The 25,057-nt window shown below is 67.9% G+C and carries 25 protein-coding genes and 2 pseudogenes; 6 read left to right on the forward strand and 21 right to left on the reverse strand.

The window, feature by feature from the left end:
• Positions 1–11: 11 nt before the first annotated feature.
• The 9 genes from QCD66_RS10905 to QCD66_RS10945 all read right to left on the reverse strand — a co-directional run bounded on the left by QCD66_RS10905 (position 12) and on the right by QCD66_RS10945 (position 8,464).
• Complete coding sequence (locus QCD66_RS10905) at positions 12–341, reverse strand: RNHCP domain-containing protein (RefSeq protein ID WP_375736519.1); 330 nt, start codon at positions 339–341, stop codon at positions 12–14.
• 887 nt (positions 342–1,228) lie between these two features.
• Complete coding sequence (locus QCD66_RS10910; RefSeq protein ID WP_375736510.1) at positions 1,229–2,722, reverse strand: glycoside hydrolase family 130 protein; 1,494 nt, start codon at positions 2,720–2,722, stop codon at positions 1,229–1,231.
• Positions 2,719–3,771 (reverse strand): glycosyltransferase, encoded by a 1,053-nt coding sequence (locus QCD66_RS10915; RefSeq protein ID WP_375736520.1) that lies wholly within the window; start codon positions 3,769–3,771, stop codon positions 2,719–2,721. The genes QCD66_RS10910 and QCD66_RS10915 overlap by 4 nt, the downstream gene beginning before the upstream one ends.
• On the reverse strand, positions 3,768–4,904 hold the full coding sequence (locus QCD66_RS10920; RefSeq protein WP_407567104.1) for a glycosyltransferase: 1,137 nt from the start codon (positions 4,902–4,904) through the stop codon (positions 3,768–3,770). Before QCD66_RS10920 ends, QCD66_RS10915 begins: the two co-directional genes overlap by 4 nt.
• A gap of 151 nt (positions 4,905–5,055) precedes the next feature.
• Positions 5,056–6,060, reverse strand: a complete 1,005-nt coding sequence (locus tag QCD66_RS10925) for a glycosyltransferase family 4 protein (RefSeq protein WP_375736512.1) — start codon at positions 6,058–6,060, stop codon at positions 5,056–5,058.
• Positions 6,057–6,230: a hypothetical protein gene (locus QCD66_RS10930; protein WP_375736513.1), complete on the reverse strand. Its 174-nt coding sequence runs from the start codon at positions 6,228–6,230 to the stop codon at positions 6,057–6,059. Before QCD66_RS10930 ends, QCD66_RS10925 begins: the two co-directional genes overlap by 4 nt.
• A gap of 467 nt (positions 6,231–6,697) precedes the next feature.
• Positions 6,698–7,198, reverse strand: coding sequence for an inorganic diphosphatase (locus QCD66_RS10935; protein ID WP_375736514.1), 501 nt, complete (start codon positions 7,196–7,198; stop codon positions 6,698–6,700).
• A 319-nt stretch (positions 7,199–7,517) separates the two neighbouring features.
• Entirely contained in the window at positions 7,518–8,072 is a 555-nt protein-coding gene (locus QCD66_RS10940; RefSeq protein ID WP_375736515.1) for a DUF5994 family protein, read from the reverse strand.
• Positions 8,069–8,464 carry a hypothetical protein gene (locus QCD66_RS10945; protein WP_375736516.1) on the reverse strand — a complete coding sequence of 132 codons (396 nt, stop codon included), beginning with the start codon at positions 8,462–8,464 and terminating at the stop codon, positions 8,069–8,071. Before QCD66_RS10945 ends, QCD66_RS10940 begins: the two co-directional genes overlap by 4 nt.
• 537 nt (positions 8,465–9,001) lie before the next feature.
• Between QCD66_RS10945 and QCD66_RS10950 the strand changes: the two genes are divergently transcribed.
• Complete coding sequence (locus QCD66_RS10950; protein WP_375736517.1) at positions 9,002–10,183, forward strand: low temperature requirement protein A; 1,182 nt, start codon at positions 9,002–9,004, stop codon at positions 10,181–10,183.
• Positions 10,184–10,421: 238 nt separating this feature from the next.
• On the opposite strand, the pseudogene QCD66_RS10955 reads toward QCD66_RS10950, so the two are convergent.
• A pseudogene (locus QCD66_RS10955) lies at positions 10,422–10,706 on the reverse strand (DUF5994 family protein); the annotation flags it as partial.
• A gap of 147 nt (positions 10,707–10,853) precedes the next feature.
• The gene (locus QCD66_RS10960) at positions 10,854–11,156 is read right to left on the reverse strand and encodes a lipopolysaccharide assembly LapA domain-containing protein (RefSeq protein WP_375736518.1); all 303 of its coding nucleotides are present in this window, start codon (positions 11,154–11,156) and stop codon (positions 10,854–10,856) included.
• An 868-nt stretch (positions 11,157–12,024) separates the two neighbouring features.
• Here QCD66_RS10960 and QCD66_RS10965 point away from each other — a divergent pair.
• The 3 genes from QCD66_RS10965 (at position 12,025) to QCD66_RS10975 (ending at position 15,079) form a co-directional block, all read left to right on the forward strand.
• Complete coding sequence (locus QCD66_RS10965) at positions 12,025–12,828, forward strand: GAF and ANTAR domain-containing protein (RefSeq protein ID WP_407567105.1); 804 nt, start codon at positions 12,025–12,027, stop codon at positions 12,826–12,828.
• Between the two features lie 78 nt (positions 12,829–12,906).
• Positions 12,907–13,707: a SigB/SigF/SigG family RNA polymerase sigma factor gene (locus QCD66_RS10970; RefSeq protein WP_375737345.1), complete on the forward strand. Its 801-nt coding sequence runs from the start codon at positions 12,907–12,909 to the stop codon at positions 13,705–13,707.
• A 1,168-nt stretch (positions 13,708–14,875) separates the two neighbouring features.
• Complete coding sequence (locus tag QCD66_RS10975; RefSeq protein ID WP_375737294.1) at positions 14,876–15,079, forward strand: cold-shock protein; 204 nt, start codon at positions 14,876–14,878, stop codon at positions 15,077–15,079.
• A 722-nt stretch (positions 15,080–15,801) separates the two neighbouring features.
• On the opposite strand, the gene QCD66_RS10980 is transcribed toward QCD66_RS10975, so the two are convergent.
• Positions 15,802–16,188 carry a hypothetical protein gene (locus QCD66_RS10980; RefSeq protein WP_375737293.1) on the reverse strand — a complete coding sequence of 129 codons (387 nt, stop codon included), beginning with the start codon at positions 16,186–16,188 and terminating at the stop codon, positions 15,802–15,804.
• A 28-nt stretch (positions 16,189–16,216) separates the two neighbouring features.
• The gene (locus QCD66_RS10985) at positions 16,217–16,711 is read right to left on the reverse strand and encodes a hypothetical protein (protein ID WP_375737292.1); all 495 of its coding nucleotides are present in this window, start codon (positions 16,709–16,711) and stop codon (positions 16,217–16,219) included.
• Between the two features lie 387 nt (positions 16,712–17,098).
• Between QCD66_RS10985 and QCD66_RS10990 the strand changes: the two genes are divergently transcribed.
• On the forward strand, positions 17,099–18,631 hold the full coding sequence (locus QCD66_RS10990) for an ISL3 family transposase (protein ID WP_407567106.1): 1,533 nt from the start codon (positions 17,099–17,101) through the stop codon (positions 18,629–18,631).
• A 66-nt stretch (positions 18,632–18,697) separates the two neighbouring features.
• Here QCD66_RS10990 and QCD66_RS10995 read toward each other — a convergent pair.
• Positions 18,698–18,853: pseudogene (locus QCD66_RS10995) on the reverse strand (ISAzo13 family transposase); the annotation flags it as partial.
• 510 nt (positions 18,854–19,363) lie between these two features.
• Between QCD66_RS10995 and QCD66_RS11000 the strand changes: the two are divergent.
• The gene (locus QCD66_RS11000) at positions 19,364–19,948 is read left to right on the forward strand and encodes a hypothetical protein (protein ID WP_375736421.1); all 585 of its coding nucleotides are present in this window, start codon (positions 19,364–19,366) and stop codon (positions 19,946–19,948) included.
• Here the strand turns inward: QCD66_RS11000 and QCD66_RS11005 are convergent.
• The 7 genes from QCD66_RS11005 to QCD66_RS11035 form a co-directional block, all read right to left on the reverse strand.
• Entirely contained in the window at positions 19,841–20,230 is a 390-nt protein-coding gene (locus tag QCD66_RS11005) for an IS3 family transposase (protein WP_375736419.1), read from the reverse strand. The genes QCD66_RS11000 and QCD66_RS11005 overlap by 108 nt on opposite strands.
• 128 nt (positions 20,231–20,358) lie before the next feature.
• On the reverse strand, positions 20,359–20,562 hold the full coding sequence (locus tag QCD66_RS11010; protein WP_375736420.1) for a transposase: 204 nt from the start codon (positions 20,560–20,562) through the stop codon (positions 20,359–20,361).
• 15 nt (positions 20,563–20,577) lie between these two features.
• Positions 20,578–20,808, reverse strand: coding sequence for a hypothetical protein (locus QCD66_RS11015; protein ID WP_375736418.1), 231 nt, complete (start codon positions 20,806–20,808; stop codon positions 20,578–20,580).
• A 3-nt stretch (positions 20,809–20,811) separates the two neighbouring features.
• Positions 20,812–21,408 carry a carboxymuconolactone decarboxylase family protein gene (locus QCD66_RS11020; protein ID WP_375736417.1) on the reverse strand — a complete coding sequence of 199 codons (597 nt, stop codon included), beginning with the start codon at positions 21,406–21,408 and terminating at the stop codon, positions 20,812–20,814.
• A 211-nt stretch (positions 21,409–21,619) separates the two neighbouring features.
• Positions 21,620–22,453 carry a carbohydrate ABC transporter permease gene (locus QCD66_RS11025; protein ID WP_357528994.1) on the reverse strand — a complete coding sequence of 278 codons (834 nt, stop codon included), beginning with the start codon at positions 22,451–22,453 and terminating at the stop codon, positions 21,620–21,622.
• Positions 22,454–22,553: 100 nt separating this feature from the next.
• On the reverse strand, positions 22,554–23,474 hold the full coding sequence (locus QCD66_RS11030) for a carbohydrate ABC transporter permease (RefSeq protein WP_375736416.1): 921 nt from the start codon (positions 23,472–23,474) through the stop codon (positions 22,554–22,556).
• Positions 23,474–24,802 carry an extracellular solute-binding protein gene (locus tag QCD66_RS11035; protein WP_364222488.1) on the reverse strand — a complete coding sequence of 443 codons (1,329 nt, stop codon included), beginning with the start codon at positions 24,800–24,802 and terminating at the stop codon, positions 23,474–23,476. Before QCD66_RS11035 ends, QCD66_RS11030 begins: the two co-directional genes overlap by 1 nt.
• Positions 24,803–25,057 lie beyond the last annotated feature (255 nt).

A 25,057-nucleotide genomic window follows, 5' to 3' on the forward strand; every position in this document is an offset into this window, starting at 1 on the left:
GGAACTCCTGATCAACCCGCCGCCCAGAGGGCGCCGAGATGATCCAGCGGGAACGGTGGCTGGGCGAGCGGCCGGACCGCGAGGCGGATGAGGAGCAACTGGTTGTCATCCGGTTCGACGTGGTCGTCGGCGAGCTCGGAGCAGCCGGTACAGCGCTGGATGAGCGTCCAGTCGCCGCCACGCAGCACCGCGACCGAGATCGGTTGCATGCGGGCACCGCACCTACCGTCGGTGGTGCGTGTTTCGCGCATCGTGGTGTGTCTGCTGGTCAGGCAGTTGGGGCAGTGGTTACGGATCCGGCTCGAAGGGGTGTTCGTGGAAACGCTGTTCCCGCACCGCATGCAGTTGAAGAAGGCAGGGAGCGAGGAGCCGTTCTTATCGGAGGACAAAGTGCTATCTCCTGGCGAGAGTTTCCGATAGGTCAGGAAACGCGCCGAGCGATGATGCTCGGCCTCGCGGGAGACTCACTGCCGGTGAACGCCGGTAGCGGAGATGGGTCAGCGGCAGGAGCCTTCGCCGAGGCGACAACGTGCGCTCGGCGCTGACCAGGGCATACACCACTCTCCAGCGGGTTGGGCGGTACTTGGGCTCACCACGCGAACGATGCTCGTGGAGCTGGAGCGAACCCGCAACCCATTTGTCGCGTACGCCGGTAGGCCGTACCGCCCCCGACCAGCCGGCGCCCAACTGCGCCGAACTCGGGTCAGCCCTCTGGGCGGTTGAGCAGGGCCACCGCGAGGTGTCATCGACGCCTGTGCACTCCTCGCGCATGCTGCGGCCCCGGCGGTGCGTTCTCCGGGGTCCATGACCATGTTGCGGGCCTGCTGGGTTACCCACGCAGGGCCAGCGACTCCGCGAGCACCGCGCGGTCGCTGCGATCCGCGAGGAGCAGAGCGCCGACACGCGGATCGCGACCAGATAGATCAGATGGAAGGCCATGACCACGAAAGGTGCCTCATTCCCACGAACCCCCAGCTCACAGCAGGTGCGACAGGTATTGGCACCGTACGGGCGGTCAGGTCGTGGGTGTAGCCCGGGCAGCGCGGGTGAGGTCCACGTCGGCCGGCCGGGTCGGCGATGACCTGGGCGTTGACACCGTGGCAGCGATGTTTGCCGGCGTAGTGGCGTCGGTCCTGCCCACCGGAGAGCCGGTCGGTGTGGATGAGCGTGCCGTCGAGAATCCCGTGCGTCAGGCACTCGCCGTACGGACCGCCGTGCCGGGGGCCGATCATCGGCCCCGGTCGCCCGGTGCTGGCGGGGATTCCACCATCCCGGCGAGGAGCGCGGCCACCGGCGCGGTGGCGAATCCGACCCGGGCGTCGCTGGCCCCGTATGGCAGCCACAGCTCACCCTCGTGGACGAGGCCGCCGCAGGAGTAGACGACGTTGGGGACGTATCCGTCCCGGTCGGCGTCGTCGGGTGACAGGAGTGCACCAGGGAGCCGCGCGACGACCCGTTCCGGTCGACGCAGGTCGAGCAGGAGTGCGCCGATGGCGTACCGGCGCATCGGGCCGACCCCGTGGGTGAGCACGAGCCAGCCGGCATCGGTTTCGATGGGCGATCCGCAGTTGCCGACCTGGATCAGTTCCCAGCTTTCCCGGGGGCCGTGCAGAGGCAGCGGATCCTGCCACCGGTTCTCGGCGTCCAGGCAGGTCAGGCCGATGGTCTCGCCGTCGGCGCGGCACAGGGCGAGGTGCCGGCCGCCGACGGTACGGGGGAACAGCGCGACGCCCTTGTTGCGGACGCCCGGCCCGCGCATCGGGGTGACCTCGAAGCGGCGCAGGTCGCCGCTGGCCAGCGCGCGGGTGGCGATGCGCCGCCCGTCGTAGGCGGTGTAGGTGGCCCGGTACACCGGTCCGGACTCGTCGAGGAACCTGACGAACCGGGCGTCCTCCATGCCGTTGCTCTCCGCCGGGGTGGCTGGCCAGAGCACCCGTTGGTGCAGGGTGGTGTCGGCGGGGAAGGTCGTCGCGTAGCTGGCGGCGTTGGTGCGGCGCATGTGTTCGAGGGTGCCCAGTCCGGTGCTGCGGTAGAGCAGGTCCGGTGGCAGGTCGCCGAGCACCAGTTCGAAGGTGGCCTCGTCGTAGCGTTCGGGAAGGGCGTCCAGCACGGTGGCGGTGATCTCGTTGTCGCAGTCCACCTCGGTCAGGCCGGCGGCGAGGAGGTCCCGACGGTGCCGTACGCCGGTCCGCTGCCCGACGACCAGCGGGCCGGTACGGTCGGCAACGGTGAGTCGGCGCTCGGGTCCGACGACCGCGGTGGCGAACCCGATGGACGACAGGTGGCCCTCGCCGATCTGGCGTAGGCTGACCGCGACGCGCAGTTGCCCGGCGCCTAGACCGGTCTGGTCGGGGTGGGGCACCATCGAGGGGTTGCACAACGCGGCCGCCTCGACCGAGTACTCGTGGCTGAAGTAGGCGCCGATCAGGAGCCGGGTGGTGGCGGTTAAGTCCCGGGCTCGCGCGGCCCGGTGCCGGACCAGGTCGTAGTGGTGGTGGAAGGTGCCGTCCAGGTCGCGGTGCCGGGTTCCGAAGCGGCTGAAGCTCTCCCTCAGCAGCCTGCCCGTCTCCTCGTCGTCGAGGTGCGCGACACGGTCGATCAGCGCCCCCGCGCGGCTGCGTACCACAGCCGCGTCCTCACCGGGGACGAAGAGCTTGACGATGACCCTGCCTGGATCCGGGGTGAGGGTGATGCCGTGTCGGACCGCCAGGGGGCCGGTCACGACCACCGCCGGGCGTGCTGCAGCGTGGAGATGAGCGCGAGGGTTGATTCGGCACCCTGGTTGAGGTTGGGGCCGTGCGGGGTCAGCCCGTCGTAGCCGCCGCCGGTGTCCGGATCCCACATCCGTGTGCCGATGTCGTTGTCGCCGAGAAACCACCCGACCGCCTGCCGTACTCCGGCCTCCCAGCCGGGGTCGCCGGTGATCGTGGCGGCCGTCGCACAGGCGTCGGCGAAGGCGGCGACCTCGATGGGCTGCTGGTCGTGGCGAAGCCGCGCCACGCCGCGTCCCCACCCGGCGGCCGGCACCACCGACAGCCGGCCCCTGCGTAGTTGTACGTCGCGCAGCCAGTTCAGCATCCGCAGCCCGTCGTCGAGCGGTGGGCCGTCGTGGCGCAGTTGGCTGGCGGCGATGACGACCTCCGCGAGGGCAGCGTTGGCATAGGTCAGCCGCTGCTGTGGCCAGGGCCACCCCGGATCCGTCTCGGGGGTCCCGATCGTGGTCGCGGCGTCGGCCAACAGCGCGGCCGCGGCGGCGTGGGCCGGGTGGCGGCGCAGCACTTCGGCGGCGCCGAGCCCGGCGAAGGCCATCGCGTGCGGGGCCGGGGAGCGCCGGGTGGCGCCCCGGCTGAAGGCGACGAGCGCCCCCTCCCGGATCCAGGCGGCGGGACTGCGCGCGGCGGCGGTGCCCAGCCCCCACAGCGCCCGACCCCACCAGTCGCCGAGGCCGGGCTGGTCGGTCCAGCGCCGGTCGTGCCCTAGACGGTTGCGGAAGGCGCCGGCGGCGTCCTGCGCGTGGGTCAGGAAGGCGAGGTAGCACTCCGCGAGCCGGAGCACCTCCTCGGTCGGCTCCGGCTCGCGGCTGGTGACGACCAGGCCGCGCCCGACGTCGTCGGTGCAGTAGCCGTACTCGCGGCGGACGATGGCGTGGCGGGCGTGTTCGAACAGGCCGGTGTCGTCGCTCAACCGGCTCAGGTGCGCGAAGGTAGGTCGGAGCGCCGACTGCCCCGGGCCGCTGTCCGGTGTGCCGGGGAGGTCGGTGGTCGCGGTCACGCCGACGCCGCGCTGACCACGGAGGCGCGGGCGGCGACGAGCCGCTCGGCGAGAGTGCCGTAGCGGGCCGCCACTACCGGCCAGCGCAGGTCCGCAGCCGGTGGCCGGATGCGGCCGGCCAGCCGGGCCGCGAGGCCCGGTTCGGTGAGGATGCGCCGGATGGCAGCGGCCAGCGCCGCCGGATCTTGATGGGGTACGACCAGACCGGGGCCGCCGGTGAGCAGCTCGACGGCGTGCGGGAACGCCGTGGCCACCACGGGCACGCCGGCGGCCACCGCCTCGATGAGCACCCCGGAGGCGACCTGCTCGCGGGAGTCGTAGGGCAGAACGACCACGTCGGCGGAGCGGATCAACCGGCCGAGGGTGTGCTGGTCGTGGTAGACGTCCTGGTAGTCCACGGCGTGTGCGACGCCCAGTTGCGCGCCGAGGCGGTGCAGTCCCGACCGGTACGCCTCCCCCTGGTGCGCGAGCACCTTCGGGTGGGTCTGGCCCGCGAGGGTGTAAGTGGGGGGCGGGTCGAGGTCCTGCAACCGCGCGAGGGCCCGTAGCGACCATTCGACGCCCTTGCCGGGGCCGAGCAGCCCCCAGGTCAGCAGGTGCGGGCGGGTACGGCGGTCGGCGGGTGCGCCGACGTGCTCGGCGGCGCCGTGCGGGATGACGGTGACCTTGTCCGGGGGCATGGTGTAGCCGACGAGCAGCCGGTCGCGGGCGGTGTCGGTCATCGTGACGACCGCCCCGGCGGCGGCGACGATCTGCTCGAGCAGGGACTTCTGCCGGGTGGTGGGCTGGCGGAGCACGGTGTGCAGGACGACGATGCTCGGCACGGTGAGCCGGCGCAGCAAGGGCAGGATGTCCTCGCCGTCGGCGCCGGGGTAGATGCCGTATTCGTGCTGGACGACCGCCACGTCGAAGGTGTTCAGGACGGCGGCGGCGTCCCGCCAGCCGACCGGGGTGCGCGTCGACCAGGTGTGCACGACGTCTGGCCCGGCCCGCTGGTCGTCGTCGCGGTCGGTGACCCGCACGATGCCGCCGTGGATGCCGTCGGCGGTCAGGTGGGCGGCGAGGGAGGAGTTGAAGGTGGCCAGTCCGCACCGGGTTGGCGGGTGGGTGCTGAGGAATCCGTAGCTGGGCATTGGTATCTGGCCTTCCGGTTGTCGGCGGCCGCCCGGGCGTAGCGGCGGTTTCACGCGGTGACGGCGGACGCCGGCCAGCGTGTGTGGCCGGCGGAGCGGATTCGAGGGCGGGGCCGCTGCCTGGTCAGCAATCGACGGTCGCCCGGCGGGTTCAGCGGCGCGTGAGGCGGTCGTAGACGGACAGGTAGTCGGTGACCATCCGGTCCGCGCCGAAGCGCTGCCGGGCCCGCGCCCGGCAGCCGCCCCGGTCGAGCCCGGCGGCCCGGGCGATCGCGTTGACGGCCTGCTCGACGGTGTGCACGAGAACCCCGGTCACCCCCTCGTCGACGACCTCCGGCATGGACCCTCGCGCATACGCGACGACCGGCGTGCCACAGACCATCGACTCCACCACCGACAGTCCGAATGGCTCGTCGAAGGCGATCGGGTGCAGCAGGGCGGTACTGACGCCCAGCACCTCCGCGCGCCGTCGAGGGCCGACGGATCCGAGGAAGATGACCTGCTCACCGTCGATGTGTGGGGCCACCTGTTCGGCGAAGTACTGCTCGTCCTGCACGATGCCGCAGATGGTCAGGGGCCGGCCGGCGCTGCGGGCGATCTCGATGGCGGTGTGGGTGCCCTTGTCGGGATGGATCCGGCCGAAGGCGGCCAGGCCGGGGCCGGCGTCGCGGGTGAACGGCAGCCCAGTGAGGTCGACGCCGTGGTGCACCGTGGCGATGTAGTCGAGCTCGGCACTCCGGTCGGCGTCGGAGATCGACACGTAGGACGAGCGGGCCCGGGTGTACGCGGGGAGGGTCCCCGTGCCGGAGAAGCCGTGGACTGTGGTGAGCAGTGGGGCGCGGCAGTGTTCGGCGAAGGCCAGCGGCAGCCAGTCGAGGTGGCTGTGCACCAGGTCGAACTGCCCGGAGCGGGCCATCGCGTGGGAGACGTGCATCGCCTCCCACACCCGGCCGTCCATGTCCGGATCGTCGGCGTACCCCCGTGGGGACACGCCGTCGAGGGCGGCGGAGGTGGCGGAGTCCAGCGTCGCGAAGAGGGTCACGTCCACGCCACGGGTGACCAGCCCTTCGGCGAGCAGGCCGGTCACTTGCTCCCAGGGGCCGTAGTGGTGTGGGGGTGTCCGCCAGGCGATCGGTCCGAGCAGGGCGACCCTCACGGGGATGGCACGTCGGCGAGGTCGGCCGGGTCCAGACGCAGGGCGGCGAGCAGCCCGAGGTGCTCATGGGGGGCCACCCGCTTTGGTAGTTCGCGCTCGACCCAGTCGGCCCTGACCTGCTGGCCGCGGTCGCGGAGAACGCGGACGATCCGGTGCCTGGCGATCCTCATCGAATGCTCCCTCGTGAAGCCGTCCGCAACGGTGATGCTCACGGACGGCGGTGTGGACGCGCCGGTCGAATCCCACCACCGGCCGTCGAGATGCGTGGCGAACCTGAAACGTGCCATGAGCGGCGGATCCTGCGGCCGGGACGTGATCGGCGATCAGCCAGCACGACGGGCACGCTGGGGCGACGGCGATTGGTCGGCGTCCCCCGGGCGGGCTGGTGGCGACGGCACCTGGCGGCCACCGCGGACCCGGCTGGCATGCTCACCTACGCCTCACTACGTGGACCTGCACCCGCACCGGAAGCCGGGCTTCCGGAACCTGTCTGCACAGCGAGTGACCTGTCGCCGCTGGGGATCTGAAGCAAAACGCCCACCGCGCGGCCCGTACGGCATACCTGAACGGCGCGACCGAACGCCGGGCCGGACGGCGAGTACGCAGACAAGGGCTCCGCGGGTTCGGCCTGGCGTGGTCATCCGGCAGAGGTCGGCTGGGAGGCGCGTTCCTGTGAACGTCTGATCTCCGCCTCGGCTTCGGTCCGGCCCGCCCAGATCCCGCGATCGACGTCGACGCTCTTGCCCGGCTTCAGGTCCTTGTACACATCGAAGAAGTGTTGGATCTCCCGCCTGTGGAAGTGCTCCAGATCCGTGATGTCGCCCAGGTACACGAGGCGGGGGTCGGCCGTGGGCACGCACAGCACCTTTGGGTCGGGTCCCTTCTCGTCCCGCATCCGGAACATGCCGATGGCCCGGCATCGGATGAGGCAGCCGGGAAAGGTCGGCTCCTGTACCAGTACCAGCGCGTCAAGGGGGTCGGTGTCTTCGCCGAGGGTGTGTTCGATGAATCCGTAGTCGGCCGGGTACTGGGTAGCGGTGAACAGGGTGCGGTCCAGTCGGATCCGGCCGGTCTGCCGATCCATTTCGTACTTGTTGCGTGTTCCCTTGGGGATCTCGATGGTGACGTCGAACTCCATGCGGTTGCTCCGCCCTTCGAACCTTCAGTCGGTGACCGGCCGTCGGTCTGGTCGGTGATGAACACGGCAATCTCGCCGTCGTGTGAATGTCGAACGCCGACAACGACCGGCCGGTAGCGGTAGTGGTAGCGGCTGGTTCCGTGAGGCAAACGCAGGCATCTCGACAACAGATGAGTGGAGCCGGCCGGGTCCGGCGTCCCGGTGTCCTTCCCGATTGTTGCCTCTCCCGCGTCTAGGGGACCGCGGTCAGTGGTGGCTTCGGGGATCCGGGACCTCGAACCGAGGTCCCGGACCCGGTGCCCCCGGGCCGGTTGGACGGTCAGATTCGGGCCGGCGCTGTGGGTTGTCGATCGGGTCGAAGGTGCCCGCCTTCGGCCTCCCAGACGGCGACATCCTCGCCGTCTCGTACCGCTCCTCGCGGGCGAGGGCTGGGCGGTACAGGCAGGGTACCGGCGGTGCGGGTGGTGGTGGGGCGGGAAGCCGCGAGCATGGCCGCCGTCGCCACGGCGTGCGCGGTCTCCGGCGCTATCACGGCCAGGTCGATCCGCAGATCTCGCGGGCCCGTGATGATCACCAATTCAGCGTCGAGGCTGGTGAACCAGCCCACCCGCACCATTGCACCGTCGACTCCGATCCGGCACGGGTGCCTGTCCCAGGCCGCCGGCTGCAGCATGATCCGTTCGATCACGCCGCCCCGCTGGGCGGTAAGCGCGGTGACCAGGCTGCACAGCTCGACGACCGGGTCGCGCGAGGTCGGCCACCAACCGCCGTCGAGGATCGCGCGTCTGGACGGCGAGGGCGCCAGCCGCAGGCGTGCCATTGGCGGCTCACGGGTGCAGACCCACGTCATGCGGTCCTCGGTAGAGCGGATCAAGGGTTCCGTCCCTCCGGTACATCGGCGCGCGGTCCGGTGTCGGCGGGGTCTGGACGGGGCATGGTGTAGGGGGTGCGGTGCCTGCGGTTGAACAACCACAGATGGACGATGCGCCGCATCGTAGCGGGCACGGTGACCAGCAGCACGCCGAACACCGCAGCGAGCAGCAGCGTGACTCCCACCGGCAGGTGGCCCTGCGCGCCGAAGAGGCGCACGTCCATGCGCTGACCGTTCTGCACGATGAAGACCAGTAGCAGGAGCAGCAGCAGCGCGGACGTCGCGAACGCGACCAGTGGACTCCCAGCGTGGGTACGCGGCACCGTGCGGGACCGGCCGTTGATCTCGGGGCCGGACTGCACCGTGGTGGAGCGGGCAAAGCCGAACCTGGCCATCTTGTGGACCTCACATCTCGACGGTGGCGCACGAAGTTCGCGGGCCGAAGCCGCCGGGGTCCAGGACGACATCATCAGCCTACTCCTTGGGCCGGGTTACACCGTGCCTGGAGATGTCCGATCTACCGGGTTCGGGCAAACACTTCCAGCCGGGGGACACACAGATGCGATATTTCGACCTCGGTGGCGATCCGCGCTGGGGTCAGGTGGCCGTAGAACCACATGGCGAGAATCCGAGGCGGACGCGGGCGGTCAGGCGGACAGGTTCGCTGTCGTCCCTGGCGCGAGCTGCTCGGAGCCGTCGACGATTGCCCGCGCCGGATCGGACAGCCGCCGGTTGCGGCTGGAAGGTTCAGCGCGCCGATGACCTCGGAACGCAAGCGCATGGGTAGGGCGTGGGACAAAACCGATCTCTGCCATATTGATTCCACTACTCCGCTAACATGGCTCAGGGCTTCTTCGCCACCCACCTCGGCCGCGTCCCCTACTGTGAAGCTCTCCAGTCTTGAAGACCCGGAGTCAGTAGACGGGAACCTGATGACGACCGACCGCGCGGTGGGGCTGGCCCGGGAGGGTGAGGGGCCCCAGCGCGCAACCCTGCTGGAACTGTTTTTCGATCTGGTCTTCGTCGCCGCGCTCGCCCTGACATCACGAACCTTGGCCCAGCGTCTCGACTGGGTCGGGGCCTTCCAGAGTGTGGTGCTGCTGTTGGCGATCTGGTGGGTCTGGTCCGTCACCGCGCTGGTAACCGACCTCTACCACGCGCAGCGGCCTCCCATCTTTCCCATGACGCTCTGGGTAATGCTCGGAACCATCCTGCTTGCCGGCACGCTGCCCACCGCCTTCTCCGACCACGCCCTGGTCTTCGCGGGCGCATACGTGGCGATCCAACTGGGACGTGGCATCCTCCTCGTCGCCACGCTGCGCAACCGCGCGGCGAACCTGCAGCCCAGCCGATTCGTCTTCTGGTTTCTTGTGTCCGCCGTACCGTGGCTCGCCGGCGGCCTCGTGGCAGGAGCAGCGCGGGGCCTGCTGTGGACCGCGGCGCTAGCCATCGACTACGGATCAGCCTGGCTCCGCTATCCCACGCCCCGGCTCGGTCGGATACCCACATCCCAGTACACGGTGGCAGCCGACCACCTAGCGGAGCGCTACCAGCAGTTCTTCACCCTCGCCCTCGGCGATCTCATCCTCCTCACCACCCTGGCCTACGCCGACAACGACACGACAATCGGCCGCACAGCGGTGCTCCTGCTGGCCTTCGCCGCCACCGCGCTGCTGTGGCAGATCTACGTCCATCGCGCCGGGGCCCTGCTAAAGGCCACCATCGAGTCCGCCCGAGATCCGGGCGGATTCGTGCGGTCCGCACCCAACACCCACCTGCTCATGGTGGCCGGCGTCGTCGCCACCTCCGCCGGCTTCGAAGTCGTCATCGCCCACCCCACCGACCACACCACACCCTGGCTGGCCGGCGTCATCCTCGGCGGCCCCGCATTGTTCCTGGCCGGACGAGCCCGTTTCGAGTACGAGGTGTTCAGCCGGGTGTCACCGCCCCGGCTGGTCGCGCTGCTCATTCTGATCGTCGCCGGCCCCGCTCTGGTGCTCGCACCCGCACTGGTGGCCGGGCTGACCGCTACCCTCGTCCTGGCGGGAGTCGCCATCGCGGACAGCATCCGGGCCCACGGGAACCCACCCGAGCAACCAAGCCCCTCCATGTAGTTGGAGGCCGGGGCCATTGAGCGTTCTTCGTGCGTTCAGCAGAGCGGAGGTTGATCGCGTAGGCGGTTGATCTTCGCTCGTACAGCTTGTCGTTGCTTTCGGGGGAGTGACTGCGCGGTCCGTAGCGGGAAGCGAAGCCTGGTCCGTCCGCTGCTGGCCGGCCGCGGCTGCGCGGTGTCCAGCGGCCTACGACTACGGACCCTGGCCGACGCGTTCTCGTACGCCGCTGCGGAAGGGGTCACGCTGCGTCTGGACGCCGCCGAGATCCGAGTACGCCGGCCCCGGGGCGGGCGTCATCGCCCACCCGGCTGCCGAGGGTGCCGTGGCGGACGGTGCCCACGAGCAGGTCGACCTGGACGTCGCGGCCGGTGGTGGCGACCGGCAGGGCGGGATCGAGGGTGTCGAACCAACGGAACCGGACCACATCCGATCCGACGGTCAACCGGCGGAACCGGCTGTCCCAGGCGTGGATGTTGAGCATGATGTGCCGGATCCGGCCATGAGGTTCGGACAGTGCGAGGACAAGGCCGGGGAGTTAGGTGGCCGGATTCCAGGACCGCGGCCGCCACCCGCCGTCGAGTACCGCCCGGACCCGGGTAGGGGCGAGCCGAGGAGTGGAGGGTGCTGGCGCGGGAGTCGTGGCGACGTGTTGCGCGGTGACGGACATCGCTCATCCGTCCTCACGAGGTGGGCGGGGCGGCAGCGGAACTGTGGCGATGCCGGTCGCCGGTGGGGGAGTCGGGCCGGATACGGGCGGGCCTGCTTGCTCGACGGGACGGCGGTCGAGCTTCCTCAGTTGCACGATCCGGGCGGTGCCGGGAAGGGCGACGAGCAGGACCCCGAAGACCGCGGCCAGCAGCAGCGCCACACCCATCGGCAGAGTGCCGTGTGCGCCGAGGAACGACACCTCGGCAGGCTGCCCGTTCTGCAGGACGAAGATGAGGAGCAGCAGGAGTACGAGCGCGAACACCACGGCAGCGATCCACAGATCCCCGACCCGCGAGCGCCGCACCGCCGGACGCCCGGGCATTGGACGAGAAGCATCCGTACGGTCGTGGCCGTTGATGGAGAAGAATCGAGCATGATTGTTCCGGGGTGCGGTCATTACGAACCGCCGCCTTCCGATGAGCGTCTGGCGAGCCTGGATGCCGGCGTTGGCCGACGCGTACCTGGGTGATGGCGGGCCTACGACGGACTGTCGCGGCCCGGCGTGCCATGCGTGGGGAGGTACCTGGCCAGGGCGGTGAGGGACATCCGGCGACCTGATCGATGGATCTGGCGCGGAGGGACGGCCAACCGGTCACCTCGAACGGTGGAATTCGTCCGCCGGCGGCAAGCCGTCAGCCACCAGGGTCCCGGGCGGCACTGCCAGCGTACGCCCTCGCGCATTCGGCGTCGACCGGGTTCGTCGGCCTACCAGGACGTCGTGGTCCGACAGCCGCCGGGGGGTGCACATGGGTGTACAGTCGCTCGGGCAGAGCAATCGATCGCCGTGCTGGTTTTGGTGGACACGGCGTGTGCGGTGCTGCTACGCGCCACGGGAGGGCCGGGACGGTCGGTGGCCCGAGCGAACCGGCCTGCCACATCCCGAGGTGCACCAGGTGACCGCATGATCACGGCCTGGCGGGCAGTGACCACAGCGTTGGCGCTCATCCGGTTGCGCGAATACGCGTGCTCCCGGAGCTGGCGCCTCGGGAATGTGGCATCTGCCGCTGCCGGCTGCGCTGCGTTCTCGGGCCGGCCGTGACGCCCGGAGGCGGAGTCGGATGGGGAAGAGGGCGGCGCGGGTGAATCATGTCGTCGGGTGACCGGCGCGACCACTGACCGACGAGGTGAATGAGATGGTTGATGCCCAGCTAGCCGACGTCTTCGTGGAGATGGCTGACACTCTGGTCGACGATTTCGACGTGATCGAGTTCCTGCACGTGCTGACCGAGAGGTGTGTCGAGCTGCTGGGTGTCTCGGCGGCCGGGCTGCTCCTGACCGACCAGCGGGACACGCTGCAGGTGCTGGCTGCCTCGTCGGAACGTACTCGGCTGTTGGAGATGTTCCAGCTCCAGACCGACCAGGGTCCCTGCGTGGACTGCTTCCGTAGCGGTCAACCGATTTCGGTCGCAGACCTGCCCAATGCCGGTCGCTGGCCGAGATTCGCTGCCGCGGCGGCCGAGGTCGGCTTCGCTGCGGTGCACGCCCTGCCCATGTGCCTGCGCTCCGAGGTCATCGGCACACTGAGCCTTTTCGACGTCCGGCCAGGAGCCCTCGATGAGGGCAAGCTCCGCATCGGTCAGGCGCTCGCCGACGTGGCAACCATCGGACTGCTGCAACAGCGTGCCATCCAGCGACGTGACATCCTCACCGAACAGTTGCAGACCGCCCTGCACAGCCGCGTCCTGATCGAGCAGGCCAAGGGGGTCCTGGCTGAACGCCTTCAGGTGGACGTGGGCGAAGCCTTCGCGCTGCTGCGCCACGACGCCCGCAGCCGGAACCGGCGGCTGTCCGAACTGTCTCAGGCGATCGTCGACGGCTCCGAGCAACTGTCGCCGGGACCGCCCACCAACCGGCCCGGTCGCCCACCAACGCGGCCCAGATGGGACAGCGACCTTTCGAAAGTGCTGCCGGTGGGGGGTGCCGATTCCGCGGGATGAGGCGTACGGTTGCCATGTCGCCCGGGTCCCCGGTGGCCGCCAGACTCGCCGCCACCGGCCCGTAAGGGGTGTTGAACAGTGGTCACCCACCTAGCGAAAGCGACGGTCGTTTTTCCTCCTCCGACTCTGACTGTTGAGACCGGGAGCACCGAGCAACTGTTGCGTCGACGCGCGGCCCTGAGCGCCGACGATCCCGACCGTGCGCGGCTGCGAGCCCGGATCATCGAGTCCAACCTGCCGATGGCCGGTCGACTGGCCCGCCGCTACACCGGCCGCGGAGAACCGTACGAGGACTTGGCACAGGTCTGCGCCGTCGCCCTGATCAAGGCTGTCGACGGATACGACCCCGACCGAGGGCCGATGTTCGCCAGCTACGCCATCCCCACCATTCTCGGCGCCCTCCGGCGGCACTTCCGCGACACGACTTGGTCGATCCGGGTGCCGCGCACAGCCCAGGAACTGAATGCCCGGGCGCCCAGCGCCCGAGGCGAACTTGTCCAGCGACAGGGCCGGCAACCGACTTCCGGAGAGCTCGCTGACCACTTGGGGGTGACCGTCGCCGAAGTCCTGGCCGCCGCCGCCGCTGCCGAGGTCTACCGCCTGCCGTCACTGAACGAGCCGAAGCCCGGGACCGATGGCGTCGAGCTCCTCGCGCTCGTCGGCGACGTTGATCCAGGATACGCGGCCGTTGACGACCACCTCACGCTCCGGCCGCTCTTCGCGGCGCTTCCCGCACGTGACCGTCGAATCCTGACCATGCGGTTCTTCGGCGACCTGACCCAGGCGCAGATCGCCACCCGGGTCGGGTTGTCACAGATGCACGTCTCCCGGCTGCTGAAGCGTGCCCTGGCCCGGCTCAGAGCCGCGATGCTCAGATGATCGGGCACGCCCGCGGACCACTCAGCTCCGCGGGCGGACCGTTGCGTGCACGAGGACAGAGTCATGGTCGCTCGTACGATCGCCGTGATCAGGTCATCCCCGCTCGCCAGCGGTTGTCCACCCTTCGGGTTCGGTGTCTGGAAAAGGCGGACCGTCGACATCGCGCTCCACTCGAGAATCGACGACCTCCCACATCTGACTCGCGGCCACTCGGCCGCGCCCCGGGACGCCGCTTCGCACCACACAATTCGTCGGCCACGGGGAGAGTTCGTTGTCCCGCCTAGACTGTCCGTGGCCAGTAGATACTGGCTCTGGCACGGCCTATGTGATCGCGGTTGGCCGATGGCAGATCTGCCCTGTGTCCATACTGGAGCATTTCGCGGCTCTCTTCCGGACTTTTCCGGACTTCGCGTAACCTGAGCTTCAATTGCGGCGTGCGGGAGCGTTTCTGATGCCGTCGGGACGTGGGCGTGTCCATGCTCGACAAAGGACGGCGCTCTCTGACGATCTTCCGGTTCCTCGGAAGGACACGATGATCGAGGCGGTGTCCGTGGCCACGATTCTGGACCACCTGAGTCGGCTGGTACCAGCCCACGCCCCGGCGAGTTGGCCGGTAGCTGACCCGACGTCGGTGTTGGCCGACTTCCGTCGGGGCTTGTGCCCCTGCCTGCCCGCATGGGCGAACGCGCTGTCCGGTCCTGCCGACGCGATGTTGTGCGCCGACGGGGCGGTCCGGTCGTTGGTGAAGTTGTCGGGGGTGAGCGGGCACCGTCGTGGTCACGGCGCGTTGTATGAAATCGCGTGCGGGGCGGCTGGATGCCGAGCGGCTGCATCGCCCTCGCGGCGATGCCGCTTCCAGGGACGACTGACGGACGCTTCGTTCTGGTGGTCGAGGTCATCTGCTGGTTGCGGGCGTAGGCACACGTCACCGCAGCGGATCCGGGTGGCGATCAGAGCATGGTCAGAAGACGCCGTGAAACGGCAACCCCAACTTTCGTGCTACGGTGGCCAGGTTGCAGTTTTGATTTCCGTAGACGTTGCCAGCGCCTGATGGGTATCTGAGCCCCAGGCGCTTCTTTATTTCGTCTTGTCCGGACGCGGGCGATCAACGCGGCGACACGAGACTCCGCATGGTGCGGCGTTTCAGTAGCCTGCGAAGGAGAAAGACATGGCTTCCGGTACCGTCAAGTGGTTCAACGCGGACAAGGGGTTCGGCTTCATCGCCCAGGACGGGGGCGGCGCCGACGTTTTTGCCCACTTTTCGGCCATCTCGGCGAGCGGCTTCCGCAGCCTTGAGGAGAACCAGCGGGTGGAGTTCGACATTGCCCAGGGCCAGCGGGGCCTGCAGGCAGAGAACATCCGCCCACTCTGACGCGAGTTCCCCCGGCACGGCGTACCGACTGGTTCAGCGGACCGCCGCACCGGGGGTAACTCCCCCTGCCATCCACCTGTTTCGTCAGGGTCTGTTCTCGCGATTACCCGCGACCCTGATCCGGGAACGTTCCCCGACGCGCTGCCCGAAAAGGCAACGCGCCCACCAGCGCCACGGCGCCTCGCTATCGACCCGGTGTGCTCGACGGTGATCGCGCCCCGGCTTCGCGAACTCATTTCCCCACCTTCGCCGACCCGTGCCTGGAAACCCGCCGAGGTTGACGCCCTCTGGCGGCGCGAGGGGGAACGACCCGTGCCCCCAACCAGACCGCCGCCATACCCCCTTTCCGGCTGCGATACCGCCGGCCCGGGGCCGGACCCGGCTCCCAGCGGCTCGCCTTGGGCCTGCCGCTGGCGTGCTCGTCGTGGCCACTGCCGTCCACCCGTGGGAGCGACGGGTAGCGGTGCCCGGCCGTGTGGGGAACGTGGTGCATCTGTGGCGCGAACTGTTGAGGGTCAAGAAGATCTGGCAAGGGGTGGTGAACTCCGCCCGGCACCCACCGCATCGAGGTGCCCCATGGCCTGAGCGCAGTAACTCGCGGCGCCGATGCACGCCAGGATCCGCGGCGCCGCCTAGCATCCTCCACCCGAGCGGAGGCTTGGGTGGAGGATGCTAGGCATGCGCTTGGAACCTCGCCAGAGCAGAGCTAGGCGAAAGGCAAGTCAGGTCAGGTACGGCAGGTATTGGCGTACCGTTGCCATTTCGTTGCCATCTTCAATTGGTGGATCGCTTACTGTGCGACCGTCTTCGAGTTCGAGGGACATTGCCACCGTTCGCCCGACTCGAACCTCCCGAACGCGCCCTAGGATTACAGATTCGATTAGCGTGTACAGCGTCGCCAGATCATCTTCGCCTGCATCCAGTTCGAACCTAGCCCCAGTTTCGAAGCCCATGACGGTTTCATGGGAGCTCCAGGCGACACTGAACGGGCACGATTCGATGTTGAATGGCTTGACGAAGACGGAGCTAACGCCATCCTTGTCGATCTTCCAACTGATATCTGCTGCTCCAGTGATCGAGGCAAGATTCTTCTTCAGTGCGTTTTCCATTAACCCCTCAAGCATCAAGTCATCGGCCCTATGAAGATATCCCATTTCCGACCGCGGCCGGTGCGCACACGAAACGTCCATCCGTACTTGCCGTTCCCTCGAGGAGCGACGCTCCAGCCAACCCGCCACCCCGCTCATAGCCGGTACGGGTGGCCGACACGACCAGGTCGACACCCGGCCGCGCCTCCGGATACATCCCCTTTGTCCCCTCCAGCACAGGCTGCGGGAGGTGTCCCAGCCAACCGAGTACCGACCGCTCGCCATCCGTACCGAGGCTCACCAGCTCGGTCTCGTCAGCTGTCGACGCCCCGGACAGCCGCAATCCGTAAGGATGCGCGATAGGTGCGACCGACCCGTCGGATGCACGTCTCAACGTCACGTCCACGTCCGACCAGCCACCAGCGCCGTCCGGCATCCGCACCGGACCTGCATGGACTTCGGCCTCGATCGCACCCGACGGCAACGCCCAGAACTCCGACGTCTCCGACGTCTGACCGGCGATCTTCACTCGCTTGCCGGTCATCCGCGCCGTCACCTCGTCCGGCCGTTCCAACGGCTCGCTCGATACCGTTTGTCCAGCTGGCACCGCAGGATTCGGCGGTGCCGCCACCGCAGGTGACCTCACCACCCAGTCAGTCATTGTCGTGGCCAGCACGACCGCCAGACCATAGGCGATACCACGGACTGCCCGATCCCGACCTAGGTCCGAACCGCGTGAACGCGACAACCAACGATCGCGCCTACTCCATCCAAGCATCACGACACCTCCCCGAGGGAAACACAGAGCGCAGACGGCGCTACTTTGTGTAATCCAACTGGTGATCGACTGCTGGGTGGGAGTGTCAAGTTAACGGCCCTGTCTCACATTCGGTGGTGACGGAGAGTTGTGGGGGTTGTTGACACTCGCGTGATGGATGTCGACGTGCTTGTGCGGACGGTGTTTTCGGGTCTGTCTCCGCTGGTCATAGAGGATGTGGCCGACGAGGGCGAGCGGATCGTGGTGCGGGCACGGACTCCACAAGGGACCGCGGTCTGTCCGGTGTGCGGGGCGTCGTCGGGGCGGGTGCACGGATTTCACCTGCGGACGGTGGCCGACGTGCCGGTCGACGGACGGCGGGTGGTGGTCCGTGTGCGGGTTCGGCGCCTGGTGTGCCCCACGCGGGGCTGCCGGCAGACGTTCCGCGAGCAGATGCCCGGAGTGCTGGAGCGTTACCAGCGGCGCACGATCCGCCTGTCCAGGCACGTCGCGGCGGTGGTCAAGGAGTTGGCGGGCCGGGCGGGGGCACGTCTGCTGGCGGTACTCGCGGTCGGCCTGTCCCGCCACACGGCCCTGCGCGCCCTGCTGCGTATCCCGTTGCCCGCCGGGCGGACGTCCCGGGTGATCGGCGTCGACGACTTCGCTCTGCGCCGGCGGCACCGCTACGCCACCGTGGTGATCGACGCCGAGACACATGAACGGATCGACGTGCTGCCCGACCGCACCGCCGACACCCTCGAAGCCTGGCTACGCGGGCATCCGGGCGTCGAGGTCGTGTGCCGTGACGGCTCCGCTACCTACGCTGAGGCCATCCGTCGCGCCCTGCCCGACGCGGTGCAGGTCGCGGACAGGTGGCACCTGTGGCACAACCTGTGCGAAGCCGCACTGAACGAGGTGAAGGCACACAGCACCTGCTGGGCCGCCGTACTGGACGCACCCATCTACGACGGACCCCGCGCTCGAACCACCCTGGAACGCTGGCACCAGGTCCACCGCCTCCTCGACCAGGGCGTGGGCCTGCTCGAATGCGCCCGCCGCCTGCAACTGGCCCTGAACACCGTCAAACGCTACGCGCGAGCCGACCGGCCCGAACGGATGCTCCGCGTCCCCAAATACCGCGCCAGCCTCGTCGACCCCTACCGCGAACACCTACGCAAACGCCGGACCGAGGACCCCGCCGTCCCCATCGCGCACCTGTTCGAACAGATCAAGGCCCTCGGATACACCGGCTGCCTGAACCTCCTGCACAAGTACATCAACCAAGGCCGCGCGGACGCCGACCGCAGCCACATCTCCCCACGCCGGCTCGCCCGGATGATCCTCACCCGACCCGACAACCTCAAACCCGAACATCGAAGTCTCCTGGCACGGCTCACCGCCGCCTGCCCCGAGATGACCAAACTGGCCGCCGTTGTCGCAGGCTTCGCCGAACTCCTGACGCCTCACGCAGGAAACGACGACCGGCTCTCGCACTGGATCAACGGCGTCCGTGCGGTCGAACTGCCTCATCTGCATGCCTTCACCCGAGGCCTCGAGCGGGACCGCGACGCGGTGAACGCCGCGCTCACGCTTCCGTACAGCAACGGCCCCACCGAAGGCGTCAACACCAAGACCAAACGGATCGCACGCCAAATGCACGGACGAGCAGGCTTCACCCTGCTCCGCCACCGCATCCTCCTCGGATAGCAGCACGCTCCGTCACCACCGAATGTGAGACAGGGCCGTTATTTGTACACACCCCGCCCCGGCGGACCGCAGCGGCGACATCGGATCCCCACGCATGTCCGGCTCGACCGACGCCCAACAACGCCGGCCGCAGCCCGGATCAAGATCGACCAGCCGCTTACGGCCCTCACTCACCCGACGCGTCTTACCCAACGGCACCTCACCGGCATCCAGATCGGAGACATCAGACAACGCCAGCCCCGAAAACCGCTCGTTATTCCTCTGCAAGCCCTTAGCGGCACACCACCGCAAGCCAACGTCGCATCGGCGGCCTCGTCACCGCTGCCCTGCACCTGACCCACTTCGAATACAAACACCTACCCGAAAGCCGCTGGGATCAGCACACTAAACGCGCAAACCGCAAAAGGCGTAAATCAACGCCCTGTAGGCCAAGTGCCTCTTGATTAGCTGAAAGCTTTTCACTCTCGGGGCGCCAGGGCGTGATAGGCTATCGTTCCTTCTCGTCAATTCTGGGACGCGGAGTCGCTGCCCGCTTGGGGCCTGAGGAGGTGACATTAGCGGGAATCCTAGATATTTGATCTAAAGAATGATCTTTTGTTTCCAGATCGAGCAATGAGTAGACTCCTTCTGTCCGGCGGCCCATGGGTGCTACCTCGGCACAGGACTCAGTTGGGTCGTAGACCGTGGCGTCACCAGGGCCAACATGGGGCCACTTGGCGAGATGAGGTATTTGTGAGCAGTACCTATAAGTCGCTTAAGGTCGACTACGCGCGGCCGGTAGTGAGCCGATGGGGCGCGGTGGCCCTGGTGGTGCAGATCGCCAAATACTACGCGTGGCTGAGGGGTGAGGAATGTTCCTGGACCCAGTGCAAGCTTATGGCTGCGGTAGTCGGACTGCCCGAGCAGGAGGTCTGCAGCGCTCCAGAGCGTGCGAATCGGGGCCTTCCCGTCGAATGGGCGCTTAGGAAAGTTGGGCACGGGGATCGCCATTACGGGATCGACGCTGTCGTGTGGCCCCCGATGCCGGATCCGCACGCGATAAAGGCGCAGCTGGACCAGGGGCGGCCGATCGTGCTGGAGTACGCACACAAGGTCGGCGCCGAGGGGACGGTCTTCGACGGTGTGCCAGTCATGGAATACGACCCCAATCTTGTTGGACAACCGTACCCCACCGCTATAGTGGGAGCCGTCTATAATGTCCAGAACCAGTTAGAGCGGATCGCTCTGATGGATCCATATCAGGGGACGACGTTCGTAACCTACGAGCAACTGAAAACGTATCACGAGGGCAAAAATAAGGCCTACCTCACCTATTGAGCTGATCTCGGCGATGTGAGTTCGCCCCGCCTTGATGGAGCGGTGGTTACCTGCTGCCGGCTGGCGCAGGGGTGGTGATAGGTGGCTCGGCTGGGTTGTGTTGGCGGGTGTGCCAGGCGGTCTCGTACTCGTGAGGGCTGAGGTAGCCCAGTTTTTCTGGATGCGGTGAGTGTTGTACCAGCCGTCTATGTAGGCGAAGATCGCGTTCTTGGCCTCGTCGCGGGTCCGCCAGGAGGTTCGGTAGACGAGTTCGATCTTCAGCGTCGACCAGAAGTTCTCCATCAGCGCGTTGACGCTCCTATATCTGTCAAGTCGCGGCGGGGGCGGTGCGTAGGGGCGGAGTAGGGTCCAGATCTGGGTCTGTCAAATGAACGGCCCTGTCTCACGTTCGGTGGTGACGGAGCGTGCTGCTATCCGAGGAGAATGCGGTGGCGGAGCAGGGTGAAGGCTGCTCGTCCGTGCATTTGGCGGGCGATCCGTTTGGTCTTGGTGTTGACACCTTCGGTGGGGCCGTTGCTGTACCGAAGCGTGAGCGCGGCGTTCACCGCGTCGCGGTCCCGCTCCAAGCCCCGGGCGAAGGACGAGCCGGACGTCGCCGAGCTCGCCGACCGGATCGACGCCGTCCTCGACTACAAGACGCTCAAGCGGGAACTCGCGCGCAGGCACCCCGCACGAGCGGGAGGCGTATACGGATGGAAAGGCGGGCCTTGCCGGTCGAGCAGCTCGTCTCGGACCATCGCCCAGACCCAGCCAATCTGCTGCCGGCGACGGCGTTCGGCGAGTTCGCCGGAGGCGGTCAGGGTGTCCTGGTGGTGGCGGATCTGCTGCCACACCCACTGCCGGGCGTCGGTTGGTTGCATCCGTCAGTCCTCCGTGGTTTGCGCGGTCCAAGGGCCGGTCACGCGGGCCGGCACCCGGAACACCCTCAGCTGCAACGCCAGTAGGGCGTAGTACCCCACCAGTGTGGTCAGCTCGACCAGTGTGGCCTCGCCGATGGCCGCCACGGCGGTGGTGTACTCGTCGTCGGTCAGGTCACCCGTCCGGAGCATCGCACGGGTGGTTCGGAGGACGACGCGTTCGGTCGGGTCGGTGAGCGCGGCGGGCTCGCCGTGTACGGCTGCGGCGAGTTCGGTGTCGGTGAGGCCGGCGGCACGGCCGTCCCGGACGTGCACCTCCCACTCGAAGTCGCTGCGGTGGTGTGCGGCGACCGTGAGGATCGCCAGTTCCCGTGCCCGTGCCGACAGGCCCGTACGGTACCGAATCGCCACACCAAGCGCTTGGAGCGGTTCGCCGACGGTGGGAGCGGTGACCATCGCGTTGAACGGGCCGAGCAGTGCGCCACGATCATCTACGAGTGCGGCCCGCCCTGCACCGCCGCGCGGGCCGCGTGTGATCGACTCGAAGGCGCGGCGCTGGTCGTCGTCGAGGTCCTCCGGCGCCAGCATCGGTATCCGGGACATCGCTTCCTCCTCGGGCGGGCTCATGAAGCGGCAGGCGTTGCGTCGGGTCGATCAGGGCGACCTGGCCGAGGAACAGCCGGGCGGACCAGCGTGACGCTGATGGCGTTGGAGGAACAGATGGTCGAGTTGTGAGAACACTTCGGCCGTGCCCAGGAGGACCTCAACCTCGTTCTCGCGCCGATGCCCGACCGGCGGCGCTTGGCCGGCGGCGTCAGCCCTTCATGGCCCCGGACAGCAGCCCCTGGGTGAGCTGCCGCTGCAGGATGAACGCGAGGATCATCGGCGGGATGCAGGCGAGCACGGTGCTTGCGAACATCACGTCGTAGTCGGCACGCATGTCGCTGTACGTGGCGGCGATCTGCGGCTGGACCGTCATCACCGTCGGGCTGGAGGACAGCACGAGCGGGAAGATGAACGAGTTCCAGCTGGTCAAGAAGGTGAAAATGGCCGCGGTGGCGACGCCGGGACGGGCCGCCGGCAGCATGACCTTGCGCAGTACCTGTGGTTTCGACGCGCCGTCCACCCGGGCCTGTTCGTCCAGTTCGATGTCGATCGTGTCGAGGTAGCTCTTCATGAGCCAGATGCTGAACGGCAGCGTCACCGCGAGTTCGGCGAGCACCAACCCGAGGAACGTGTCGTATATTTCCAGGCGGCTGAACACCAGGAACAGCGGGATGATGATGGCGAACGTCGGCACCATCCGGGAGACGATGAGCCCGTTGAGGGCGGTCGACCAGAGTCGGCCCTTCGCGCGTGAGAAGCCGTAGGCCGCGCTGAATCCGAGCAGGACGTTGAGCAGGGTGACCGCGACGCAGACGATCATGCTGTTCTGTAGGCCGAGCGCGATCAGTTCGACGGTGGTCGTGCCGTCTCCCGGGGCGAAGAGCGCGACCAGCAGGTCGATGTAGTTGTCGAACGTGACGCTCTCCGGCAACCAGGCAGGCGGAGTCCGCGTCATCTCGCCCACCGGCGACAGGCTGCTGCGGATCAGCCACAGGAACGGGGCGATGGACCAGATGATGACCAGAACGGTCGCGGACGTCACCCAAGCCGTACGCCAGCGCCGGCGTGGCCGCCGCTGAGGCTCCGCTTTCGTCGCTGTCTGCGTGGTTCGGGTCAGGGTAGCCTGCATCGCCGCTTCCCGTTCAGACGGCGGGACGCCGAAGCGCCCGCATGTAGACGAGGGACACGGCCATGACGATCGCCGTGAGGAAGTAGAGGATCGCCGCGCCCTTCTCGGCCGCCCCGTAGGTGAACATCGTCGCGTAGCCCCACCAGGCGAGCACCGTCGTCTCGTATCCGGGGCCTCCGTTGGTGAGCATGTAGACGAGGCTGAACGCGAGGAAGCCCTCGAGCGAGGCGACCACGAACACGACAGCGAAGCTGCTGCGCAGCCACGGCAGCGTGATGTAGCGGAAGCGCTGGAAGACGTTGGCCTGGTCGATCTGCGCGGCCTCGTACTGCTCCCGTGGAATCGCCTGCAGCCCGGACAGGAAGATCAGGGTCGCGTACGGTGCGATGCTCCAGATGAACGCCGCGCCCAACAGGACGAACGCGGTGGTGCCGTCGTTGAGCCACGCGCGGTACGCGTCGATGAGCCCGAGTTCGAACAGCAGACCGTTAAGGGCGCCGTACGAGCCGTTGTAGATCCAGCCCCAGATGACGGCCACCGCCACCTGGGACATCGACCAGGGAATGAGCATGGCTGCTCGGCCGAAGCTCCGCAGCGGCGAGGGGAGGTTCAACAGCAACGCCATGCCCAGCCCGAGCACGATCGAGCCGACGATCGCGATGGCGGCGAACAGGAACGTGTTGCGCAGGGCGATGGGTAGGACCGGATCGCTGAAGACGGCGGCGTAGCTGCCCAGGCCGAAGGTGCTGCCGTCGTCGGTGGGCTCGGTGAGGCTCAACCACAGCGAGTGGATCAACGGGTAGACGAGCACGCCCAGTACCACCACGATGGCCGGGCCGATGAGCGCGACCTCGCCGAGGCGCTCGCGCCGCCGTGCCGCTCGTCGTGCCGCCGCGTGCGACGGCGGCACGACAGCGGTCGGCTGAGTGGCCATCACCGCCCCTGTGCGAAGGACGCCGAGGCGGTCAGCGCGTCCTTGATGCTCACCTTGCCGAGGATGGCGTTCTGTAGCTCGGACGCCGTACGGTCGAGCCACTCGGTGAACCATCCCTGCTGCACGACCGGCCCGATCAGCCGTGACTTCGCCTTCTGCTCGGCCACCAGCGTGGGGTCGGTGAACGTGCTCCACTTGGCGATGACGTCGGCTTCCTCGAACACCGGCGCGTAGCCCGGCTCGACGCCGAGGTCGATGGCGCGGTACCGAGTCGGGACGAGGTACTTGTCCTCCTTGTCCAGGCCGCCGAGGAACCGCGCGAGTTCGGGACCGTGCTCGACCTCGGCGCCCGACTTCGTGAGGCACACCCAGTTCGTGCCGGTCAGGCACTCGTGGGTCGTACCCGGGTACATCATGAGCTTGATCTTCCCGGCGACCTTGGCGTACTTGGTCGTGTCGAGGTTGAGCACCGGGAGGACCTGCGAGAGGTTGTGCTGGAAGTACGCCGAGTTGCCGGCGGCGAAGATCTCCGCGGTCGCGTTGTGGTCGGCCGTCAGGACATCCGGAGGCACCAGCTCGGCCTCCCACAGCCGACGCCAGAACTCGATCGTCTCGATTACGGCCGGGTCGTCCTGGTAGCGCGGGGCCAGCGTGTCGGGGTCGAACCAGTCCTTCGCGCCGCGGGAGTAGCTGTCACCGATCGCGAAGTACGTGATGAGGCTGTAGGCCTTCGTCCACATCGGCACGAACGGGTACCGTGACCCGCCCTTGTCTTTGAGCGAGGTGAGCTGGGTGAAGAACGCCTCCCAGTCGTCAGCCGGGTCGAGGCCGCCGAGTACCGCCTCGTTGTAGACCATGACCTTCGTCAGGCCGTTGCCGGGAAGTGCGACCAGCTTGTTGTCGACCGTGGCCGACTGCAGCAGCGACGGGTACATGTCGTTCTTGACCTTCGACAGGTCCAGCTTGTCTTCGACACTGACCAGCCAGCCCTCCTTGAGCCATTTTTGCGGGTAGCCCTCGTCGCAGGTGACGACCGTGTAGTCGGTTCCGCCGCGCAGCCGCGTCTCGGTGGTCGGGTGGTAGTCCTTCGGCACAGCGGAGACGGTCACCGCGCTGCCGTACTGCTGCTTGAAGGTGTCGAGGTAGGGCGTGACCTGCTCGACTCCGAACGAAGGCGTGTTGTAGGTCAGCGTCGCGCCGGAGTCGCGCCCGCCGGATCCGCGACCGCAGGCCGCCAGGGTTCCGGCAAGAAGAGCAGCGCCACCGGCGCCGAGGAGTGTTCGGCGGGACAGGGCACGGGACAGACCGATGCGAACTCCTGCGTCCATCTGCGTTGGTCCTTTCACGTCGCCAGCACGGGGTGGTGCTCGCCGTCGGCCGATGTGCCGTGTGGCACCACCAAGGTCGCGGAGCGTGGACGGGGCTACCGGACTGATGAGGCTCCGTCCTGGTAACGAGTGCCAAAGTAAATGGCTGATCGAACTTGCGTCAAGCACTGACTTCTAGATCAATGCCTTGACGACCTGCGCAATCGTCTCTACTCTCCGTTTTGGTACCGAGTTCCAAAATGGCCGAGCGCCATG

The sequence above is a fragment of the Polymorphospora sp. A560 genome, from assembly GCF_045781765.1.
In the GTDB taxonomy this organism is placed as follows: Bacteria; Actinomycetota; Actinomycetes; order Mycobacteriales; family Micromonosporaceae; genus Polymorphospora; species Polymorphospora lycopeni.

Excerpts from the sequence above, each read along its gene's own strand:
- QCD66_RS11020 (WP_375736417.1), bottom strand. The coding sequence starts at position 21,408 with ATGTCCCGGATACCGATGCTGGCGCCGGAGGACCTCGACGACGACCAG.
- QCD66_RS10975 (WP_375737294.1), top strand. The coding sequence starts at position 14,876 with ATGGCTTCCGGTACCGTCAAGTGGTTCAACGCGGACAAGGGGTTCGGC.
- QCD66_RS10950 (WP_375736517.1), top strand. The coding sequence starts at position 9,002 with ATGACGACCGACCGCGCGGTGGGGCTGGCCCGGGAGGGTGAGGGGCCC.
- QCD66_RS10965 (WP_407567105.1), top strand. The coding sequence starts at position 12,025 with ATGGTTGATGCCCAGCTAGCCGACGTCTTCGTGGAGATGGCTGACACT.
- QCD66_RS10905 (WP_375736519.1), bottom strand. The coding sequence starts at position 341 with ATGCGGTGCGGGAACAGCGTTTCCACGAACACCCCTTCGAGCCGGATC.
- QCD66_RS11015 (WP_375736418.1), bottom strand. The coding sequence starts at position 20,808 with ATGCAACCAACCGACGCCCGGCAGTGGGTGTGGCAGCAGATCCGCCAC.
- QCD66_RS10985 (WP_375737292.1), bottom strand. The coding sequence starts at position 16,711 with ATGACCGGCAAGCGAGTGAAGATCGCCGGTCAGACGTCGGAGACGTCG.
- QCD66_RS11035 (WP_364222488.1), bottom strand. The coding sequence starts at position 24,802 with ATGGACGCAGGAGTTCGCATCGGTCTGTCCCGTGCCCTGTCCCGCCGA.
- QCD66_RS10935 (WP_375736514.1), bottom strand. The coding sequence starts at position 7,198 with ATGGAGTTCGACGTCACCATCGAGATCCCCAAGGGAACACGCAACAAG.
- QCD66_RS10930 (WP_375736513.1), bottom strand. The coding sequence starts at position 6,230 with ATGAGGATCGCCAGGCACCGGATCGTCCGCGTTCTCCGCGACCGCGGC.
- QCD66_RS10920 (WP_407567104.1), bottom strand. The coding sequence starts at position 4,904 with ATGCCCAGCTACGGATTCCTCAGCACCCACCCGCCAACCCGGTGCGGA.
- QCD66_RS10980 (WP_375737293.1), bottom strand. The coding sequence starts at position 16,188 with ATGGAAAACGCACTGAAGAAGAATCTTGCCTCGATCACTGGAGCAGCA.
- QCD66_RS11030 (WP_375736416.1), bottom strand. The coding sequence starts at position 23,474 with ATGGCCACTCAGCCGACCGCTGTCGTGCCGCCGTCGCACGCGGCGGCA.
- QCD66_RS10990 (WP_407567106.1), top strand. The coding sequence starts at position 17,099 with ATGGATGTCGACGTGCTTGTGCGGACGGTGTTTTCGGGTCTGTCTCCG.
- QCD66_RS11005 (WP_375736419.1), bottom strand. The coding sequence starts at position 20,230 with ATGGAGAACTTCTGGTCGACGCTGAAGATCGAACTCGTCTACCGAACC.
- QCD66_RS10945 (WP_375736516.1), bottom strand. The coding sequence starts at position 8,464 with ATGGCCAGGTTCGGCTTTGCCCGCTCCACCACGGTGCAGTCCGGCCCC.